The following is a 17,927-nucleotide window of genomic DNA, read 5'->3' as shown; positions in this document are numbered from 1 at the left end:
TTCATGTGCGCTAAATAAGTCTTTTGAGTGCTTTTGGCAAAGCCCCGTAACTCCATTGAAAACGTCATAGATTGAATCAAATCTTGCATAAATAACACACCTTCCTTTTTTTACTAGATAATAAAGGAAAACGTGGTAAAATGGCAGTAAGGATTGTAGGATTTAATAAGCTACCGCGTAGCGGTTTAGTTCAACAATGTATTTACGAATGGTTTTACGATCCACTCCTGTCATTCGGCCAATCTCTCTCTGTGATCTTCCTTCTCGATGATGCATCAAGATAATATTCTGTTTTTGAATCAAACTGATCATCTCTCCCAACCCCCACATTATCGTTATGATTCTATGGGTTATATCGGTTTGGGTGGGGGAGTTTTAAATGATTACGTTGGCGTACTTTTAAGTTAACAGATACACATGATGAAGAAAAGCTCGAACTTCATCGTACCCAACGGATGCAGGAGGCTTACCACAAAATGAATAGAAACGTCGCATATGGGCTGAATAAGTTCTTTGAGTACTTTTGGCAAAACCTCGTAACTCCATTGAAAACGTCATGGATTGAATCCAATCTTGCATAGATAACACACCTTCCTTTTTTTACTAGATAATAAAGGAAGGCGTGGTAAAATGGCAGTAAGGATTGTAGGATTTAATAAGCTACCGCGTAGCGGTTTAGTTCAACATTATATCCACGCTTCGGAGCCTGACGGCTCCTCGGTCCGCGAGAAGCAATCGGCAGGGAAGCAGGTTCAGCGGACACATCCACACAAACTAACCGTATTGCAGCCGCTCCCGTTGGTCGCTTAAGTCGGTGAGAAGTCGTGGATACGGGAACGTTATGCGTAATTACTGCAGTATTATACAAAGGAGATTTTTCAACGATGTATGAACTATAACAATCGTAGATGAATTTCTTGGTTGAAATAGATAAATTCAAACAAATGAGATTGAGGTGATGTTCGGATGAGACGGATACGATACCAAGTTGCATGTAGTCTGGATGGCTTCATCGCAGGACCTGAAGAAGATGAGTTCGACTGGATTACTCCAGAGCCCTCGTTTGATTTCGAAGCGCTTCATGCGCAGTTCGATACATTACTTATGGGTCGCCGGACGTACGAGATCGTACATTCTATGGGTGAAAGCTTTCCCGGAAAGCAAGTGATCGTAGCCTCGCGATCACTTCGGCAAGAAGATCATCCAGATGTTGAGGTCGTGAGCGAGGAGCTTGAAGCGCGAGTTCGCGAGCTTCGTGCTCAAGATGGTCGAGATATCTGGCTCTACGGAGGAGGGGATCTCTTGTCCCAGCTTCTCGCGTGGAATCTTGTAGATACGGTCGAACCGGCGATCATCCCGATACTTTTGGGAAGTGGGGTTCCACTGCTCGCTTCGCACGGAGTGCGTCGACGATTGGCATTTATTAGACACCGCGTCTACCCCAGCGGAATGGTGCTCCTCGAGTACGAGGTGCAAAAATCTGCAGATGGGAATAGTTGAGGCCGACCTGGATTATTTTACAAGACACTAAAAGATAAGATATATGAGAACGAAATATCCAAAGCCAGAATATGATTTAGGGCAGGATTTCAGCAGCAGTGAAGTAGATTCAGCGGACACATCCGAACCGACTAACCGCATCGCGGCCGTTCTCTTCGGTCACTTAAGGAGTGAGGGTTCGTGAATGCAGAAACGTTAGCTGAAATACCTGTAATAGCGATTGAATAAGGAGGTTATTCATTTGAAGATTGGTTTTGTTCTCTTTAACGGGATTACGTTTTTAGACTTTATTGGATTTTATGATGTTATCTATCGCTTGAATTTGTTTGAAGAAACAAAAGGAACAACCTGGGATATTTGTGGTCTGTCAGAAGAAATATCCGATGAATTAGGATTAACAATTAAAGTAAACAAGATCAAGCCAGATCTATCAGAATATGATTTATTATTTGTCCCCGGAGGAAGGGGAACAAGAGAGCTTAGATTTGATGAGGAATTTATTTCATGGTTACGACAAGCTGAGAATGTTAATTACATAGTTTCTGTTTGTACAGGTTCACTTTTACTGGGAGCTGCGGGATTCTTAAAGAATAAGAAATCAACAACACATCCAAATGCTTATGAATTACTAGAACCCTATTGTAAAGAAGTTATAAAAACTAGAATTGTAAGAGATGGTAACCTAATAACAGCCGGGGGAGTATCGACATCTATTGACCTCGCATTATATATAGTTGAGCTTTTTGTAAACAAGGATGCAGTTGAAATCATAAAGAAACAAATTGACTATCCATATGAAGTGCAAGGGATCAAGCCGTTTGAACGTCAGGAATGCCAACTGTTATACGAAATCCCTACAAACCGTAAATGAAAGGAGTATTTATGGACCGTAAAATCCTACGAAGATCGATAGTACTAATCGTTTTGTTATTACTGATAATTTATTTATTTAATAAATCTGGGTATTCTCTTACTGAGAATAATGCCATTAGGAATTCATATCCTTCCAAAGATGGTGAAGTGATATATGTAAAAGATTATGGAAATAAGAAAACAATTATTTGGAAGACTAACAATGGCAACTATGCAAAACTAGTGGAACCTAAATGGGATATCTTTTATCACGTATCTCATGTTGCTGAGTTATACCCCATGACACCAGTGGTTGGGCAAGAGGGAGACATTAAACGGACATGGTCGGCGAGTTTAAATTCCAATAAGATGTTTGAAACTATATTCGCAGTCGCATCAGATAATCCTGAAATTAAGAGAGTAATTGTAAGTAATGATAATATCGATAACGTAATATTAGATAATATTGAAGAAATAAAGGAAAACTCAACGGTATTTATCGAATTAAAATTAGAAGATGGTTTCGCAGCAGCTTACAGCGAACTAAAAACAAAAGATGCTGGAGGATTTATATTTAGAGGAATAGACGAAAAGGGAAAAATAATAATATTAGGAAGATAAGAGTTTAATTAAGTAATTTCTAGAAGGCGAGGATGGACATCTAAGAAAGATCTTCCCTTACTTATTGAAGAATTGAATCTATTAAGAAATTGGGCGAAGACCCACCTTAATTATGATGATTTTATTTATATAAATAGGAGAATAGATTTTCTTATAGAAAAATTACTTGAAGCCCTTATTGATGAAGAAATCACTATATTTATTGGGTAAATGTAAATACAAACTTCACTAAAGTATATTCATGCAACGTTATATGAAAGCATAGATGATCAATAGAGAGAGAAGGGATCGTGAGTTAAAAAATAGAAGGTGGAGAATGGGGAGTAAAGGTACTGCCTCATGCATATCAAGGATTGCTAGAAAAATGTTTAGAACCGCTTCCTTTTCAGAACCTTGCTCTTCTGAAAAGGAAGCGGTTTTTATGGTTCAAGTCATGTTTCTGTTGGATCACAAGCAATAACCTTACGAGAGGGAGTCGTAATCCGTATTTAGCCTTTGCTTGCGCCTGCCGTCAGGCCGTCCACCAGGAAACGCTGAAGAAAAATGAACAGCAGCGTGACTGGAAGGGCGACCAGCACCGCTCCGGCGGCGAACAACGTAAATTCCGTCGAGTTGTTCTGATTCACCATCCGGTAAAGCCCGACGGCGAGCGTTCTAGTCTCCTCCGTACGTAATACAAGGTCAGCAAATATGAAGTCCACAAAGCAGCCGTTAAATATCATAAGACTGGCATAGGTGAGCATCGGCTTGGACAGTGGGATCATTATGGAGAGAAAGACTTTCATATGACTCGCCCCATCCATTCGCGCAGCATCTTCCAGACTTTTAGGAATGGTATCAAAAAAACCTTTAGCCACAAAAACATTCGTGATAATTGCGCCGCTACTGTAGACGAGCACAAGCGCCCAATGGGAATTCAGTAGCCCCAGTGTGTTCAGAAGCACGTAAACTGCAATCATGGCCATGAAACCTGGGAACATCTGCAGAACGAGCAACGTGGTGAGCGTAGTTTTTCTGCCCGTGAATCGATACCGGGAGATGGCATACGAAGTCAGTAGCAGCAGGAAGGTGCCAAGCAGCGTTGACAACGCCGCAACTTTAAGTGTATTCAGAAACCATAACAGATATTTTGTCTGCTCGAACAGGTCCTTGTAGTGAACAAATGTAAATTCTTTAGGAATCAATGAGTCACTGAAGAGACTATTCCCCGTCTTGAACGAAGACATCATAATCCAGAAGGCCGGGAACAAGCTGATGAAACTGAGAATAATCAACAGAAAGTGGCTTACAAATGTTTTTATCGCTTCCGTGGGTCTTAGCTTCATGAAATCATATCCTCCTCTTTGTAGGATCGCGTCCGGCGGTAGCTCCAGATGGAGAAGGTCGCGACCAGTAGGAAGATGACAATCCCGATTACAGAAGCAAAGCTATACTGCGACTGGTTAAGCGCCAGTTTATAGAGCCAGGTAACTAACAGGTCGGTGTGGCCCGCGAACTGGTAATTGGGATTGACTGGTTCTCCGTTGGTCATTAGATAAATGACGTTAAAGCTGTTAATGTTGCCGGCAAACTGCATGATCAGAATGGGAGCAGTAGCGAACAACACCATGGGCAGCGTAATCATGCGGAATTTAAAGAATGACCCTGCTCCATCCACCTCGGCCGCTTCGTACATATCCCTTGGAATAGTCGTCAACACCCCAAAGGCTAGGATCATGGTAATTGGAATTCCGATCCACATATTAGCCAGAATTACGGTGACTTTTGCCCAAAACGGATTAGTCAGCCACGCCACACCCTCCAGTCCCAAGGCTCTTAAATAACTATTGATTGGTCCAAACTGATTATTGAACATATTGCGCATGACGAGCAAAGAGATCATATTGGGAATGGTGAAGGGAACGATCAGAAGCGTGCGCCAAAGCTTTTTGCACCGAACACGGGGCTGGTGAATAAGGACAGCGATGAGCACACCTCCAATGTAAGTCGTCGTAGTGGCAATGACCGCCCAGATCAGTGTCCAAGTCAGCACTCCACCGAAGGTCGAACTCCAAACATCCAGACTGACCATCTTCTTGAAATTTCCAAATCCCACCCAATCTACAAGATGCGCAGGCGGCAGAATCGGGTCTGCATAGTTCGTAAACGCCAGGAGCACCGAAAAAATAAGCGGCAATATCGTCAGAAAAACCACGGCCACAAAGGGAATCGCCAACACAAGATAGGCAAAATTTCTGCGGCCCATATATCTGAGTGATTCACCGAATGAATGAATTGGCTGTTTCCGGTCCCACGCAGCTCCAACCAAGAAGGCGTCCCTGATGTTCAGCAAATGAAATGCTGTGTAAAAGAGGAGCACCAGCAAAGCGATCAGGCCATCAATCATCATAAAAATGGAATGGTCGCCCTCCACCATCCGGGTCAGCTTCCCTACCTTGACCATACGGCTCGGAAATTCACCAAGTGTGATCAAACCGCGCATATGACCGGCTAGATCATGGGCGATAAAATAGATCCCAGCAGACCCAACCAGCAGGAATACTAATCCTTTCAGAAACTGTCGGTTGTAGAACTGGCCCAGTCCCGGAATAACAGTCGAAAGTAACGCTGCGCCTATATTTTTTTGCATAAGTCAAACCACCTGTCCTTTACTTCGACTCCAGATCGGCCTGAATCGTCTTTACTGTCTGATCCAGCGTCTGTTTGACATCAAGACCTGGGTCGTTCCACAGGGATACATATGCTGCCTTTAGCGGTTCCCAGACGGATTTAATTTCTGAAATTGAAGGCATCGGCACGGAATTTTGGAACTGATCGAAAAATCCGCTGATAATTGGATCATCTTTGATTTCCTGCGCTTCTCCAGCTTCAGTGCTCGCAGGAATCGCTCCCGTCATTTTAAAGTTCTTGAGCTGATTCTCCTTATTGCTTGCAAAATGGGCGAACAAGCGACCTGCGACCGGATAATCCGTGTAGGAATTGACATAATACGACTTGACACCGGAAAAAGAAAGGCTGTCTTGTCCGTCAGGTCCCTTAGGAAGAGGAGCCACGCCCAGGTTGACATGATCCTTGAACGCAGCTACGGACCAAGGCCCGTCGATGTTCATCGCCAGCTTGCCTTCCTGGAACAATTGGGTTTTAACGTCATAAGTGATATCTCCTGCATTCAGCGGCAGAATGTTTTTCAGACTCTGAAGAAAGGTAAATCCTTTGACGGAGCCTTCGTTATTCAGGCCGATATCCTTGATATTCGTATTGTTATCACCGTAGATGTATCCGCCGAAGCTGCCAATGAACGGATAGCTGTAATACCCAACGAATTCCCACATGATCGCAAATTTGTTCTCTGTCGGATTATTGTACGTATTGGCAAAAGCAATCACATCATCCCAGGTTTTTGGAGCCTCGGAAATCAGGTCTTTGTTGTAGAACAGCGCATAAGTTTCCACCGATTTAGGATATCCGTACAGAATGCCGTCGTAAGACGATGCCTGTACAGCCGTCTCCACCATGGTGGATTTCGTTTCTTCCTCATAAATATCATTGGGTAAAATTAGCCCTGCTTTGACGGCCAGCCCGATCTGGTCATGTGGGAGAGTCAACACATCGGCGGCTAGTTTGGAAGGGCCGTCCGTAGTCAATCTTGTACCCTGATCGGCGCCCGCCATTTCCTGCACCGTGACGGGTATGCCATATTCTTTTTCAAAATCAGCGGCAACCTGCTTCATGTAGTCAAGCTGCTCCTTGGCTTCCCAGACCATCAGTTTGGCCCCTGCTTCTGGTTTCATTTCCTCATCCTCGGCATTCGTCTCATTCGAGGTCACCTCCGCATTATTCACGGCGGAATTCCCATTGCCTGAACCACAAGCAGTGACCGACAATGCCAACAGCAGACTCAGCACCAAACTAAATGTTACCGCTTTCACTTTGGAGCGTTTTCTCTTCTTCATTTGTTCATCTCCCCTTCATTCATGAGTGATCAAACCTGTCACGCATAGAAAAAAACATAGAAAAAGGCACAACCTCTTTTGCACAAAGTGCCGAGGTTGTACCTTCTCAGGTAGCAGTGCCTTTAATTTGGATGCGTGTTATGAAAAATCAGGTCCGTTCGCCCTTATTCTATAATATCCATAAAATAGATTGCAATAACAAAAAAAGTCCAAATTGGACGGTTTAGTTATATTAATGGTATTTTCCCTTTATTATCCTCTCTAATTCTATTCTATTCTAGCTATTTTATCTTCCAAAATTTATGTGGAAATAATTACTTGTATTGATCTTGAAGGGTATGGTACAATTCAGACAAATTTAAAGGCAATGAAACCGCCAAGGGTTCAACCTCCGAACATAATGAGGTTGGCCCTTTTTGCGTTTGGCTGCCACGAAGGGATGGGAAAGTGGGTATGATTCAACTGGAAGCCGTTTATCATCGCATGGGACAGAACTGGTCTTATGCCTACGATGAGTCTACGCTACATATTCGCATAAGAACCAAACGGGAGGACGTATCACGGATCAATCTTTTCTGCGGAGACAAATATGGATGGGATAAAACGCATGAGGTGATTCCGATGCAGCGCCTGGCTTCTGACGGTTTGTTCGATTACTGGCAGGCAGCCGTTCGTCCGGTTTATCGCAGACTCACTTATTACTTTGGACTTTATTCAAGGGATGAAGTTCTATATTATTTGGAAAAAGGGTTCTTCCCAGAGCCTCCAACTGTCGCATATGAAGGGCTGTTCGACTTTCCCTTTTTGAACCGCGAAGATGTGCATACACCGCCGCCATGGGTGAAAGATGCTGTATTTTATCAGATTTTCCCGGAGCGTTTCGCGAATGGTGATCCCACCAACGACCCGGATAACGTGTTGGAGTGGGGGGGGAAGCCGGGTCCACAGAATTTTTTTGGAGGAGACTTACAGGGTGTATTAGATCATTTGGATTATCTCTGTGAGTTGGGCGTTAATGCCATTTACTTCAATCCTCTGTTCGAGGCAACCACCAATCATAAATATGACACAAAGGATTATTTAAGGGTTGATCCTCACTTAGGAACTAATCAATTGCTGAAAGAACTTGTGGATACCTGCCATTCCAAAGGAATTCGCGTCATCCTGGACGGTGTCTTTAATCATTGCGGCCATGCCTTCCCTCCATTTGTTGATCTGCTTGCCAATGGGCGTTCTTCCCGTTACGCAGATTGGTTTCATGTGCGTGAGTGGCCGCCACAGGTAAATGACGGGATCCCTACTTATGAAACGTTTGCATTTGAACCTATCATGCCTAAACTCAACACTGAGAATCCTGAAGTCAAGGAATATCTGCTGAATGTAGGCCGCTATTGGATCGAGGAAATCGGTATGGACGGTTGGCGGCTTGATGTCTCCAATGAGGTCTCTCATGAGTTCTGGCGGGAATTCCGCAGTGCGATCAAACTTGTAAATCCGGAAGCCTATCTCGTAGGTGAAATCATGCATGATTCCTTGCCATGGCTGCTCGGCGATCAGTTTGACGCTGTCATGAATTATCCACTCACAAATATGCAAATTAATTTCTTCGCCCACGGGCTGACTAACGCTGTACAGTTCTCTCAATCGGTCGCTACAATGCTGGCCAATTATCCGCAGCAAATTACTGAAGGTTCCTTTAATCTTCTAAGCAGCCATGATACGGTACGTTTCCTGTCACTTTGCGGTGGTGACATCCGTCGATTAAAGCTGGCCGTCCTGTTCCAGATGACCTTTCAAGGGACTCCCTGTATTTACTATGGCGAAGAAATCGGCATGGAGGGTGAATATGATCCGGACAACCGGAAATGTATGGAGTGGGACTCAGGGAAACAGAACAGGGAATTGCTTGAATACTATCGCTGGACGATCAGTCTGCGTAAATCACATTCCGCATTTCGCGGCAGCGGCTTTAAAACTTTGGAGATCCCGGAGCATCCAAGACTGCTTGTTTATGAGAGGTGGGACGAACAAGACCGTTTTATGATCGTACTGAACAATGCCGACACTCCAGCCGACGTCTGCATTCCGGTACCCGGGGTGAGCACAGAGTGGGTAAACCTGAACACGCAGGAGCGGACAATAACCGCCAAAGAATCGCTCAACCTTTCTCTGCCTGAATTCGAGTATGCGGTTTTCCAAGCTGTTAATTATAATCAATATACAAACATCCGAAACGAGGAGACCTCATCATCTGGTTGACCTAATAATACGAAGAGGCTGTCCCCAAAGTGAACTGCACCCTAATTGTTAGACACGACTAACAATTGGAGGTGCAGTTTTTTTTATGTGGAAGTTTTCAGTACAAGAAAAACTTGAAATTGTATTAAGATACCTAGAAGGAACAGATGGTGCACCAAGTTATATGAAAAATGTGGAATTGAAGGGTTTCGAACAAAAGGGTTTGTTTCTTATTCACCAGAGTTTAAACTAGAGGTACTTGAATATCGGTTAAGTAATTAAACTTTATACAGAAATCAGCGAAAATCAAATTACTTTTGTAAGTAGGACTTAGGAGGTTAAATGAAACTAAAATTAAATATTGGATTCTGATAGTAACGATAATTGCAATACTAATTCCATTTGCTCTTAGCTATCTTGATTATTTGAAATACAATGTTAACAACAAAGATAATCGAGATTTTAGAGAAAGTTTGTTTTCAACAATTTCTTACAAAGATACCTTTATCATGGATGAAGTTACGAGTTTTGAGTGGGATAAGATGGTTGTATTCGAGCCGTATTTATCTAGGGAGCATATGGAGAGCGTTGTTGGATCGAAGTGGACAAATGCAGATTCATATTTAGGATTTTTATATCAAAGTTCAAGTATGGACAACTTTCCACTTACAGATGGAACCTATCATAAATTAGTATTTATTGATTAGTCTGATATTTGCAATCGGACATTTTCAGAATAACCTAATTACATACCATCAAACTTAGTGAGGTGAGAAAATGGGATGGAATATTGGATTACTTTGTATAAAAACAAGTAAAGATGAGGTAGATAGTATTCTTGATGGTTTCTATAAATCGAAAGAGGGGCTTTATTTTGAAGAAGTCAGTTCTGTTTCAATGGAATCTGCTCTTGGAGTTGTACAAACACAATCATGGTTATTAATAGTAGATACATTAGGTCGATTTATCGAGGATTCAAGACTTCCACTAAACTTATCAAAAAAGTATAAAATAAAAACATTTTGGATTTCAGAATCTCTAATTTATAGAGATTATTATTTTAATCTCATTAAAAAAGGTGGACTAAAAACGGAGTTGAAAGGAATAAATCAAGGACTTAAATATTTGAATTCGAAAGGGATTAGATCACATGATGAATGGGGGGAAACCATAATGTTTCAGATTATTGAAAATGAAATATTCAGTAATCGTATGAAAGACAATGGCACAAGTTTAATGGGATTAAAGTTTTCAAAATATGAACTTGACTAGGTACTGAAGAGCCGGCTATGTAGTTAAAAGTTGAAATTATGGATATGTTAGATTCATTACTTAAACAGCATCAGATATTTATGGAGGAACATGTTATCCTGAATCAACGTTAAAGATTAGCCCTAGAGATGTAGCGAAATTAAATCAGGTAATAGCGTATGTTCGATAAGGATATTGGAAGATAAAATAAGAGGGTAGTAGGAAGGATGATAACAATGATTACAAAGTATGAAGTAAATCAATCGACAATAGAAGATCTGCATGAGATATCAGAACTCTTTAATGAGTATCGCATATTTTATGGTCAGGAATCTAATGTGGAGCAAGCTCTTAAATTTTTATTTGAACGATTTGAGCATCGAGAATCCATAATCTTTGTGGTAAGAGATGTTAGCGAAAATAATATTGTTGGATTTACGCAACTATATCCTGTTTTTTCGTCAGTTTCGATGGAGAGATCTCTAATACTAAATGACCTATATGTCACTCAAGAATATCGGAAGCAAGGAGTGGCTCAATTATTGTTAGATGAAGCAAAGAAATATGCTAAACAAATTAAAGCCAAGGGGTTAGCATTATCAACAGCAATTGATAATCAACAAGCTCAACGATTATACGAACGAAATGGATACACGAAAGATCAACAATATTATCATTATTATTTGAGTACTAAGAATTAAGTGCAATTAACGAAATATTAATAGACAAACAGATTACTCTAATGAGTTTTCTGTATTTTTTTGTTTATAAACTTTTTATATTTTCTTTAGAGGGAAGATATATCTGACGACTACAATGTCTTTAGGGGACTTACCCTATGGAGGGAGTAGTTGAAAGTGAGATGGTTATTAGAAGGTTGGGGTAGATTTGTTGTCAAAACACGTTGGATGATCGTGTGTGTTTGGCTAGTGATCGCAGTTGTATTTGGAGGTATATACGCGGGTCAGCTAGGACCATTATTAACGGGTGGGGGATGGGGCGTTCCCGATTCAGGTTCCTATCATGCGTATCAAATGATTTCTGAAAACTTTGAATCGAGAAGTACAACATCAATGTCGTTTGTCACACAAGATGCCAACAATGAAGTTGGTTCAACGGCATATTCTGAACGATTAACAGCGATCAAGGCATTCCTTTTGTCAGAAGAAACGATTGAAAGTGTATATACTTGGTTAGATGCACCAGAGGAGATGAAGGCACAGTTCCAGAATGAGCAAGGAAATGTGACCATCGGATTTATTGAGATGAACATTAACGAAGGCTTTGCGCAGAAAGTGCTGCCTGAAATTCAAGATCGATTATCCGGAGAAATACAGTCGTTAAACGTAGATATGACAATATTAGGGGCACCTGCTTTATGGGGTGAGGTGAATGCGGCGAGTCAGAAAGGAATGGCCAAAGCACATGTATATGCTATCCCCATCATTATCTTGGTATTACTTTTGTTATTTAGATCTGTCATTTCCTCGATCATGCCGCTAGTCATTGCGGGCTCCTCGATTGCCATCACCATGGGGGTGTTGTCTCTTTTCGCGAAACAATGGGAATTATCTACCTTCATAATGGATTCGGCTATGATGATTGGCATTGGTGTAGGTATTGATTTTGCACTTATATTTGTGTCAAGGTACAGAGAGGAACTACTAATCTCTCCAATAGGTATTTCGAAGGCCATATCCCAAACGATGTACACAGCAGGTCATGCAATTATCTTCTCGAGTTTGACGATCATGGGTTCAATGATAGCGCTCTTATTTGTCCAAATCGCTGCAGTTAGATCCATGGCGTTAGGGGTTATTGTCGTTGTCTTTTTCCTGTTATTAACGAGTATGAGCCTACTACCAGCGGTGCTGGCTATCTTAGGTAATAGAGTGAATGCTTTGATAATCCCTATACGTTTCTTATCTAAAAATTCTAAAGGCTGGTACAAATTGTCCCATAGGGTAATGAAACGACCGGTTCTGTATTTACTAGGTTCAGTGATCATCCTAGGCTTACTAGCCATTCCAGCTCTAGAGCTTAGAACATCGACACCCGATGTGAGGATGCTGTCAGAGGATTCTGATGTCCGTAACGGTGTCGAGACTCTTCAAGATGCATTTGGCATAGGTTTTCCTTCCCCAATTCAGGTTGTGATGCAAGCATCGGATAAAGAATTAATTAAACCTGAGAACCAGATATTAATATCTTCCTTCATTAATAAAGTAGAGCGGATGGATGGTGTAGCATCTGTTTCCTCGTATTTATCATTTTTTCCTAATGTGGATGCTTCGATAATCCAAAATGTCTTAATCAACAAGCGCGAGCAAATGGCTCCAGAGGCGATGACATTGATCAATCGTTATATTAGCGTGAATAGTGAAACAGTATTGATTGAGATTATTTCGAATCAGCACTCCTCAAGTGAAGAGAAGAAGGAATTGGTTAGGCAGATTCGTGAAGAGATCATTCCAGCTGAATTTTCCAAAGAACCATTCGTTATTAACGTTGGAGGCGAAACCGCAGAAGGAATAGACGTAAGTAAATCACTCCGTGAAAGCTTAGTCAAAGTACTGATCCTTACATTAGCCTTGATATTTGTGATTCTGTTTATCACATTTAAGAGTATTCTATTGCCCCTCAAAGCTATTCTGTTGAATTTACTCTCTTTAGGGGCAACTTACGGCGTGTTAGTTATCGTGTTTCAATGGGGACTTGGTTCTGACATTTTTGGATTTGGAGAGTTTGGGTATATTCAGAACTTTATCCCAATTCTGCTACTCGGACTACTATTTAGTCTAAGTACTGACTACGAAGTGTTCTTGCTAAGTCGTGTGAAAGAGGAATATGATCATGGTCATACGAATGAGGAGAGTGTAGCACTCGGTGTGGAAAAGACCGCCCCAATGATTTCTGGCGCAGCAATTATCATGGTAGTTGTGTTTGCTTCATTTGCATTTGCTGGAATTTTGCCCATGCAACAACTTGGACTGGGGATGGCGGTCGCCATTGCTATAGATGCAACCATTGTCCGCTTGATTATGGTACCTGCTTCGATGAAATTACTAGGTAGCTGGAATTGGTGGAATCCGCTTCACAAACAAGATGCAACGAAGACACTACATAAATAATAACGTTATTTAATCGCGAAATGAAGGTGGCTCACAATGTCCATTCGTACCAAACTTTTAACCTCCTATGCGTTAATGATTTTAGTGCCCATTGTGCTCACATATATTTTTGTGCATCTATTGTTTCACTTGTTTGTGGGACAGATGGATTCGATCAAATCGCATTTCAATATGGAGAACATTTCGGTTGAAGACTTCTTGCATGAAGAGATCATCGTATTTGCTAATCTGCAAAGTATCGTGCTAGAAAATCCAGATCAGCTGCTCGACCGCAAAGTTATTAACCCTATCGAGGAAAAGCTGGTCCATCGTAAAACAAGTCTTGTCTTATTGCGTGATGGTAAGCTGGTAAATCAACCGAATATACTAAATAGCAGTATGATTAACCAATTGCCAGTGTATGGGCTACAGCAAGGGGAGCATTACAAATACAAGCAAGAATCACTATATCTCAATGAAAAATGGTTAATTGGATTGCAGTTTGCTTTCGAGTTCAGTGATCATAGTGAAGGGAATTTGTTCCTTGTGATCGATACGGATCCAATTAGTAGATTGGTGAATAGGGTATTACCTGCACTGGCTGTGGCATTTTTACTTGCCTTTCTTATTGCAAATGCCTTATTGACCTATTGGATGTCACGCCAGCTTATTCGACCTCTCAAACAGCTGAAGATGGCAGCAGAGCAGATCAAAGAAGGAAACCTAGATCATTCCATCCAGATCCGAAGCAAAGATGAACTTGGACAGCTTGGCAATGCTTTTGAGGATATGAGAGTACGGCTTAAAGAATCGATACAAGAAAAAATGAAATATGAGGAGAACCGTAAGCAACTTATCGCTAATATTTCCCATGATTTGAAAACACCGATTACTGCTATTAAAGGTTATGTGGACGGCATACTGGACGGAGTTGCAGATACCCCCCAGAAGACGGAGAAATATATGAGAACCATACATGAGAAGGCCGATGATATGGATAAGTTAATTGATGAATTATTTCTATATTCCAAGCTGGATCTGAACAGTATTCCGTTTCATTGGGTGGACACCAACTTAGACGGATATGTGCAGGAAGTGATTGAAGGCGTTAAACTTGATTTGGAGAAAAAGGGAGTGCAACTGCACTACATTCATCAGGAAGAGACGTTGATGTTAGTCAAAGTGGATTACCATCGGCTGAAGCGGGTCTTCACTAATATTATTGACAACAGCGTGAATTTTATGGATAAAGATAATAAAGAGATTACGATCCGTATATCTCCCTTTGAGCTGGAGGAAGGGTATGCTTTTGTCGAAATTCATGATAATGGGTTGGGCATAGCGGAACAGGATCTTCCACATATCTTTGACCAATTTTATCGTTCGGACCCTTCAAGAAATAAACATAATGGTGGAAGTGGGCTAGGTTTAGCCATTGCTAAACAAATCATTCAAGCTCATGGAGGAGATATCGGAGTTAAGAGCGAATTGGGTAAGGGGACAACTATTTATTTCACACTTAAAAGTGCCGAGTAATATTAGCTTTAATCTGGAGATGGATGTGCGGAGGGAATAGCAATGAAGCGAGTATTAATCATTGAAGATGAGCGAAGTATTGCAGAGCTGCAAAGAGATTATCTAGAGATTAACGGATTTTCTGTAGAGATGGAGCAGCAGGGAGATGTAGGACTAGCTAGAGCTATCAAGGAGGACTTCGACTTCATTATTCTTGACCTGATGCTTCCCAAAGTGGATGGATTCGAGATTTGTCGCCAAATCCGCTTGACTAAAGATATTCCCATTCTGATGATTACCGCTAAGATAGAAGATATTGATATTATCCGTGGACTTGGTCTAGGAGCGGACGATTATATGACGAAACCTTTTAGCCCGAGTGAGATGGTGGCTCGAGTGAAAGCGCATTTAGCTCGTTATGAGCGTTTAGCTGGCTTAGGGGTTCGTAATCAGGATCGTATTTCCGTTCGTGGTCTCACGATAGATAAAGCCTCGCGAAGAGTATTTTTGAATGAACAAGAAATCAATTTAACGACTAAGGAATTCGAACTTCTGGCATATTTAGCGGCTAACTTAGACATAGTTCTAGGCAAGGATGCGATTTTTGAAAAAGTCTGGGGTATGAATGCAGTCGGAGATGTTGCTACAGTAACCGTCCATATCGGGAAAATAAGAGAAAAGATAGAAACTGACCCAGCCTCCCCTCAGTACATTGAAACCATTTGGGGAGTGGGTTATCGATTTATAGCTTAACCCAGTACAGGAAGGCAGATTGCTCGAATGAGCAGTTTGTCTTTTTTTGTCTGAGTTTCTTGAGAGTATATTATATATTTTGGAAGGGTATTACAGGGATGATAGCGAATGTATAAAAAGGCTAGCTGAGGGAATTGCAACTTCTAAAACATCGAACATGGATAGCCTGGATATACTTGTCTGGACTTCGACTCGGTGAAGTCATTTGCGCTAAACAAGCAGGCAGCTCTTGATCCTGAGCGTAAAACCACTCATATTCGGAAGTACGTTAACATCCAAGAGGTCCGTCGCATCTAGATCCCACTCGATCGGATGGAGGCAGGGATTAGCAATCGTAGAGGACGAATAGCTTCGTCTATCACCTTATAGGGAAGATTAAAGCGAACTCGCCTATACATCTGTACGAGAGGGATAGGCGAATTCGTGGATTAGTAGTTATAAGAAATCCCCACAAAGGTAAAAAATTTTAGAAAGATTCAAAGGAGTTGGTAGTTTTATGAATCTATTAAATCTTAATGATTTAACAGAGGATCAAATATCTGAAATCTTTAATATGACTGATATTTTAAAAATGAAAAAACATTCAAAATTATTAAGCGAAAAAACATTCGTGCTATTTTTCCCTGAAACAAGTATCAGAACTAGAATTACTTTTGAAAGAGGTATTAAAGACTTGGGAGGAAATTGCATAGTTTTTCCTCCTGAATCATTAGATGCGAGAGAAGAGTTACAGGATCGCATACAATACCTCGAGAACTGGGCGGATGGCGTTGTTATTAGACACTCAGATTATTCGAAAGTTCTAGAATTATCAAGATATTCATCTATTCCAATCATAAATGCGATGACTACTGAAAATCATCCTTGTGAGGTTATTTCCGATCTGTACTCAATTAGAAGCCTGAAAGAGAACTATAAAGATCTTGTGTACACCTTTGTTGGACCAGCTGGCAATATCTCAAGATCTTGGTCAGATATTTCGGAAATTATGGATCTCAAATTTAATCATGTTTGTTCGCACGGTAATGTGTTGAAAGCGGATAATCGTAATTATAAGTTTCATACAGAACTCGAGTCTGTATTAATAGACAGTGATGTGATTCTGACTGATTCGTTACCTGTTGAATTACGAACAAAAGAGTATTTCAGTAAATATCAAATAAACTTAGAAAGATTGGAGTTAACAAGAAAACATTCGATTTTAAATCCCTGTCCCCCATTTTTTAGAAATGAAGAAGTTACTGAAGAAGCTATTTCCTCGAATTACTTTGTCGGGTATGAATTTAAAAAGAACTTGTTGTATGTACAACAAGCAATCATTTTATCTTGTTGTGGAATTAATAGTAGCTCAATTCAGTAGAAATATTGTCGAGTAACGCTCCGAAGGTGGGGACATCTTATAACAATGCACTCCTACTGCGGGCATTCGCCCTTGATCGCTAAGATGCATTTCCAAGGAGTGTATTCAGGCGATACATTCAACCAGCTAAGTCTTACGACCCGTTCCCTTTGGTCACTTAAGCTGCTTGAACGTCAGGAATGCCAAACGTTATGCGAAACCCCGGAAAAAAACAATAATTACAAAAAATTAAGCACAAAAAAAATAATGAAAGAAGGCAAGAAATATGAAATTTAGTGGAGTGTGTTTAATCACAGATGATGTAATTAGTTTAATGGAATTTTATAAAAATATTTTACAAGTTGAGGCTGTAGGAGATGAAATAGCAGCACGCTTACGGGTCAAGGGAGATTACCATATTGATATTTGTTCAAAGCAGGGAATGGAAAATTTGGCGCCTGGTAGCACAAATGGAATCGGTCATGGTGGATGTACTATTGAATTAGAAGTTGATAGTGTTGATGAAGAATATGAAAGATTAAAAATATATGATGTCAAATTCATTAAATTACCAGAGACTTACCCTTGGGGAAGACGATCGTTTTTGATTCAGGATTTGGATGGAAATATAGTAAACATATATACAAACGTAAATACAGAAATGAATAATTGATTGAGCTTTCTCAGAGATGTCCGGGGCATCGCATAACACTTTGGATTGGTTGCGCAGTTGCCCGAAAAAAAGGCCTTCATAACGACGGTATGAAGGCTACCACGATCGTGAACATATGAGCA

18 protein-coding genes and 1 pseudogene are annotated in these 17,927 nt (G+C 40.9%); 14 read left to right on the top strand and 5 right to left on the bottom strand.

All coding sequences use genetic code 11. From position 1 onward, the window contains the following. Positions 1-195: 195 nt before the first annotated feature. A pseudogene (locus tag J2T13_RS25300) lies at positions 196-312 on the bottom strand (sigma factor-like helix-turn-helix DNA-binding protein); the annotation flags it as partial. A gap of 87 nt (positions 313-399) precedes the next feature. Next, on the bottom strand, positions 400-579 hold the full coding sequence (locus tag J2T13_RS25295; protein ID WP_429375380.1) for a phage integrase N-terminal SAM-like domain-containing protein: 180 nt from the start codon (positions 577-579) through the stop codon (positions 400-402). Between the two features lie 51 nt (positions 580-630). On the opposite strand from J2T13_RS25295, the gene J2T13_RS25290 reads away from it, so the two are divergent. The 5 genes from J2T13_RS25290 (at position 631) to J2T13_RS25270 (ending at position 2,973) form a co-directional block, all read left to right on the top strand. Next, positions 631-810 (top strand): hypothetical protein, encoded by a 180-nt coding sequence (locus tag J2T13_RS25290; RefSeq protein ID WP_429375379.1) that lies wholly within the window; start codon positions 631-633, stop codon positions 808-810. Between the two features lie 156 nt (positions 811-966). Beyond that, on the top strand, positions 967-1,500 hold the full coding sequence (locus tag J2T13_RS25285) for a dihydrofolate reductase family protein (RefSeq protein WP_429375377.1): 534 nt from the start codon (positions 967-969) through the stop codon (positions 1,498-1,500). A gap of 43 nt (positions 1,501-1,543) precedes the next feature. Further along, the gene (locus J2T13_RS25280) at positions 1,544-1,684 is read left to right on the top strand and encodes a hypothetical protein (RefSeq protein WP_429375375.1); all 141 of its coding nucleotides are present in this window, start codon (positions 1,544-1,546) and stop codon (positions 1,682-1,684) included. 57 nt (positions 1,685-1,741) lie between these two features. Then, complete coding sequence (locus J2T13_RS25275; protein ID WP_429375373.1) at positions 1,742-2,371, top strand: DJ-1/PfpI family protein; 630 nt, start codon at positions 1,742-1,744, stop codon at positions 2,369-2,371. Then, positions 2,368-2,973, top strand: coding sequence for a hypothetical protein (locus tag J2T13_RS25270; RefSeq protein ID WP_429375371.1), 606 nt, complete (start codon positions 2,368-2,370; stop codon positions 2,971-2,973). The genes J2T13_RS25275 and J2T13_RS25270 overlap by 4 nt, the downstream gene beginning before the upstream one ends. A 488-nt stretch (positions 2,974-3,461) precedes the next feature. Here J2T13_RS25270 and J2T13_RS25265 read toward each other — a convergent pair whose 3' ends face one another. The 3 genes from J2T13_RS25265 to J2T13_RS25255 are packed head-to-tail and all read right to left on the bottom strand — an operon-like array spanning position 3,462 to position 6,926. After that, entirely contained in the window at positions 3,462-4,298 is an 837-nt protein-coding gene (locus tag J2T13_RS25265; protein WP_429375369.1) for a sugar ABC transporter permease, read from the bottom strand. Continuing rightward, positions 4,295-5,602: an ABC transporter permease subunit gene (locus tag J2T13_RS25260; protein WP_429375367.1), complete on the bottom strand. Its 1,308-nt coding sequence runs from the start codon at positions 5,600-5,602 to the stop codon at positions 4,295-4,297. Before J2T13_RS25260 ends, J2T13_RS25265 begins: the two co-directional genes overlap by 4 nt. A 19-nt stretch (positions 5,603-5,621) precedes the next feature. Then, a complete protein-coding gene (locus tag J2T13_RS25255; protein ID WP_429375365.1) occupies positions 5,622-6,926 on the bottom strand; it encodes a sugar ABC transporter substrate-binding protein in 1,305 nt (434 codons plus the stop codon). Positions 6,927-7,379: 453 nt separating this feature from the next. Between J2T13_RS25255 and J2T13_RS25250 the strand changes: the two genes are divergently transcribed. From J2T13_RS25250 to J2T13_RS25210, 9 genes are all read left to right on the top strand, one after another. Next, entirely contained in the window at positions 7,380-9,185 is a 1,806-nt protein-coding gene (locus J2T13_RS25250) for an alpha-glycosidase (protein WP_429375363.1), read from the top strand. 488 nt (positions 9,186-9,673) lie between these two features. Continuing rightward, a complete protein-coding gene (locus J2T13_RS25245) occupies positions 9,674-9,871 on the top strand; it encodes a hypothetical protein (RefSeq protein WP_429375361.1) in 198 nt (65 codons plus the stop codon). Between the two features lie 70 nt (positions 9,872-9,941). After that, positions 9,942-10,436, top strand: a complete 495-nt coding sequence (locus tag J2T13_RS25240; RefSeq protein ID WP_429375359.1) for a hypothetical protein — start codon at positions 9,942-9,944, stop codon at positions 10,434-10,436. 215 nt (positions 10,437-10,651) lie between these two features. Continuing rightward, on the top strand, positions 10,652-11,116 hold the full coding sequence (locus J2T13_RS25235; protein ID WP_429375357.1) for an N-acetyltransferase family protein: 465 nt from the start codon (positions 10,652-10,654) through the stop codon (positions 11,114-11,116). Between the two features lie 156 nt (positions 11,117-11,272). Then, positions 11,273-13,546, top strand: a complete 2,274-nt coding sequence (locus tag J2T13_RS25230) for an MMPL family transporter (protein ID WP_429375355.1) — start codon at positions 11,273-11,275, stop codon at positions 13,544-13,546. Positions 13,547-13,582: 36 nt separating this feature from the next. Next, positions 13,583-15,061: an ATP-binding protein gene (locus J2T13_RS25225; RefSeq protein ID WP_429375354.1), complete on the top strand. Its 1,479-nt coding sequence runs from the start codon at positions 13,583-13,585 to the stop codon at positions 15,059-15,061. Between the two features lie 42 nt (positions 15,062-15,103). After that, complete coding sequence (locus J2T13_RS25220) at positions 15,104-15,793, top strand: response regulator transcription factor (protein WP_429375352.1); 690 nt, start codon at positions 15,104-15,106, stop codon at positions 15,791-15,793. A gap of 496 nt (positions 15,794-16,289) precedes the next feature. Then, positions 16,290-17,153, top strand: a complete 864-nt coding sequence (locus tag J2T13_RS25215) for an ornithine carbamoyltransferase (protein WP_429375351.1) — start codon at positions 16,290-16,292, stop codon at positions 17,151-17,153. A gap of 265 nt (positions 17,154-17,418) precedes the next feature. Continuing rightward, positions 17,419-17,805 (top strand): VOC family protein, encoded by a 387-nt coding sequence (locus J2T13_RS25210; protein ID WP_429375350.1) that lies wholly within the window; start codon positions 17,419-17,421, stop codon positions 17,803-17,805. The last annotated feature ends 122 nt before the right edge of the window (positions 17,806-17,927 follow it).

The organism is Paenibacillus sp. DS2015 (assembly GCF_050433705.1).
Taxonomy (GTDB): Bacteria; Bacillota; Bacilli; order Paenibacillales; family Paenibacillaceae; genus Paenibacillus_AQ.
Note: the sequence above shows the minus strand (reverse complement) of the source record. Positions and strands in the feature narration are given on the sequence as shown.

Coding starts and splice junctions, on each gene's coding strand:
- J2T13_RS25295 (WP_429375380.1), bottom strand. CDS start 579: ATGCAAGATTGGATTCAATCCATGACGTTTTCAATGGAGTTACGAGGT.
- J2T13_RS25290 (WP_429375379.1), top strand. CDS start 631: ATGGCAGTAAGGATTGTAGGATTTAATAAGCTACCGCGTAGCGGTTTA.
- J2T13_RS25285 (WP_429375377.1), top strand. CDS start 967: ATGAGACGGATACGATACCAAGTTGCATGTAGTCTGGATGGCTTCATC.
- J2T13_RS25280 (WP_429375375.1), top strand. CDS start 1,544: ATGAGAACGAAATATCCAAAGCCAGAATATGATTTAGGGCAGGATTTC.
- J2T13_RS25270 (WP_429375371.1), top strand. CDS start 2,368: ATGAAAGGAGTATTTATGGACCGTAAAATCCTACGAAGATCGATAGTA.
- J2T13_RS25265 (WP_429375369.1), bottom strand. CDS start 4,298: ATGAAGCTAAGACCCACGGAAGCGATAAAAACATTTGTAAGCCACTTT.
- J2T13_RS25260 (WP_429375367.1), bottom strand. CDS start 5,602: ATGCAAAAAAATATAGGCGCAGCGTTACTTTCGACTGTTATTCCGGGA.
- J2T13_RS25255 (WP_429375365.1), bottom strand. CDS start 6,926: ATGAAGAAGAGAAAACGCTCCAAAGTGAAAGCGGTAACATTTAGTTTG.
- J2T13_RS25250 (WP_429375363.1), top strand. CDS start 7,380: ATGATTCAACTGGAAGCCGTTTATCATCGCATGGGACAGAACTGGTCT.
- J2T13_RS25245 (WP_429375361.1), top strand. CDS start 9,674: ATGGATGAAGTTACGAGTTTTGAGTGGGATAAGATGGTTGTATTCGAG.
- J2T13_RS25240 (WP_429375359.1), top strand. CDS start 9,942: ATGGGATGGAATATTGGATTACTTTGTATAAAAACAAGTAAAGATGAG.
- J2T13_RS25235 (WP_429375357.1), top strand. CDS start 10,652: ATGATTACAAAGTATGAAGTAAATCAATCGACAATAGAAGATCTGCAT.
- J2T13_RS25225 (WP_429375354.1), top strand. CDS start 13,583: ATGTCCATTCGTACCAAACTTTTAACCTCCTATGCGTTAATGATTTTA.
- J2T13_RS25220 (WP_429375352.1), top strand. CDS start 15,104: ATGAAGCGAGTATTAATCATTGAAGATGAGCGAAGTATTGCAGAGCTG.
- J2T13_RS25215 (WP_429375351.1), top strand. CDS start 16,290: ATGAATCTATTAAATCTTAATGATTTAACAGAGGATCAAATATCTGAA.
- J2T13_RS25210 (WP_429375350.1), top strand. CDS start 17,419: ATGAAATTTAGTGGAGTGTGTTTAATCACAGATGATGTAATTAGTTTA.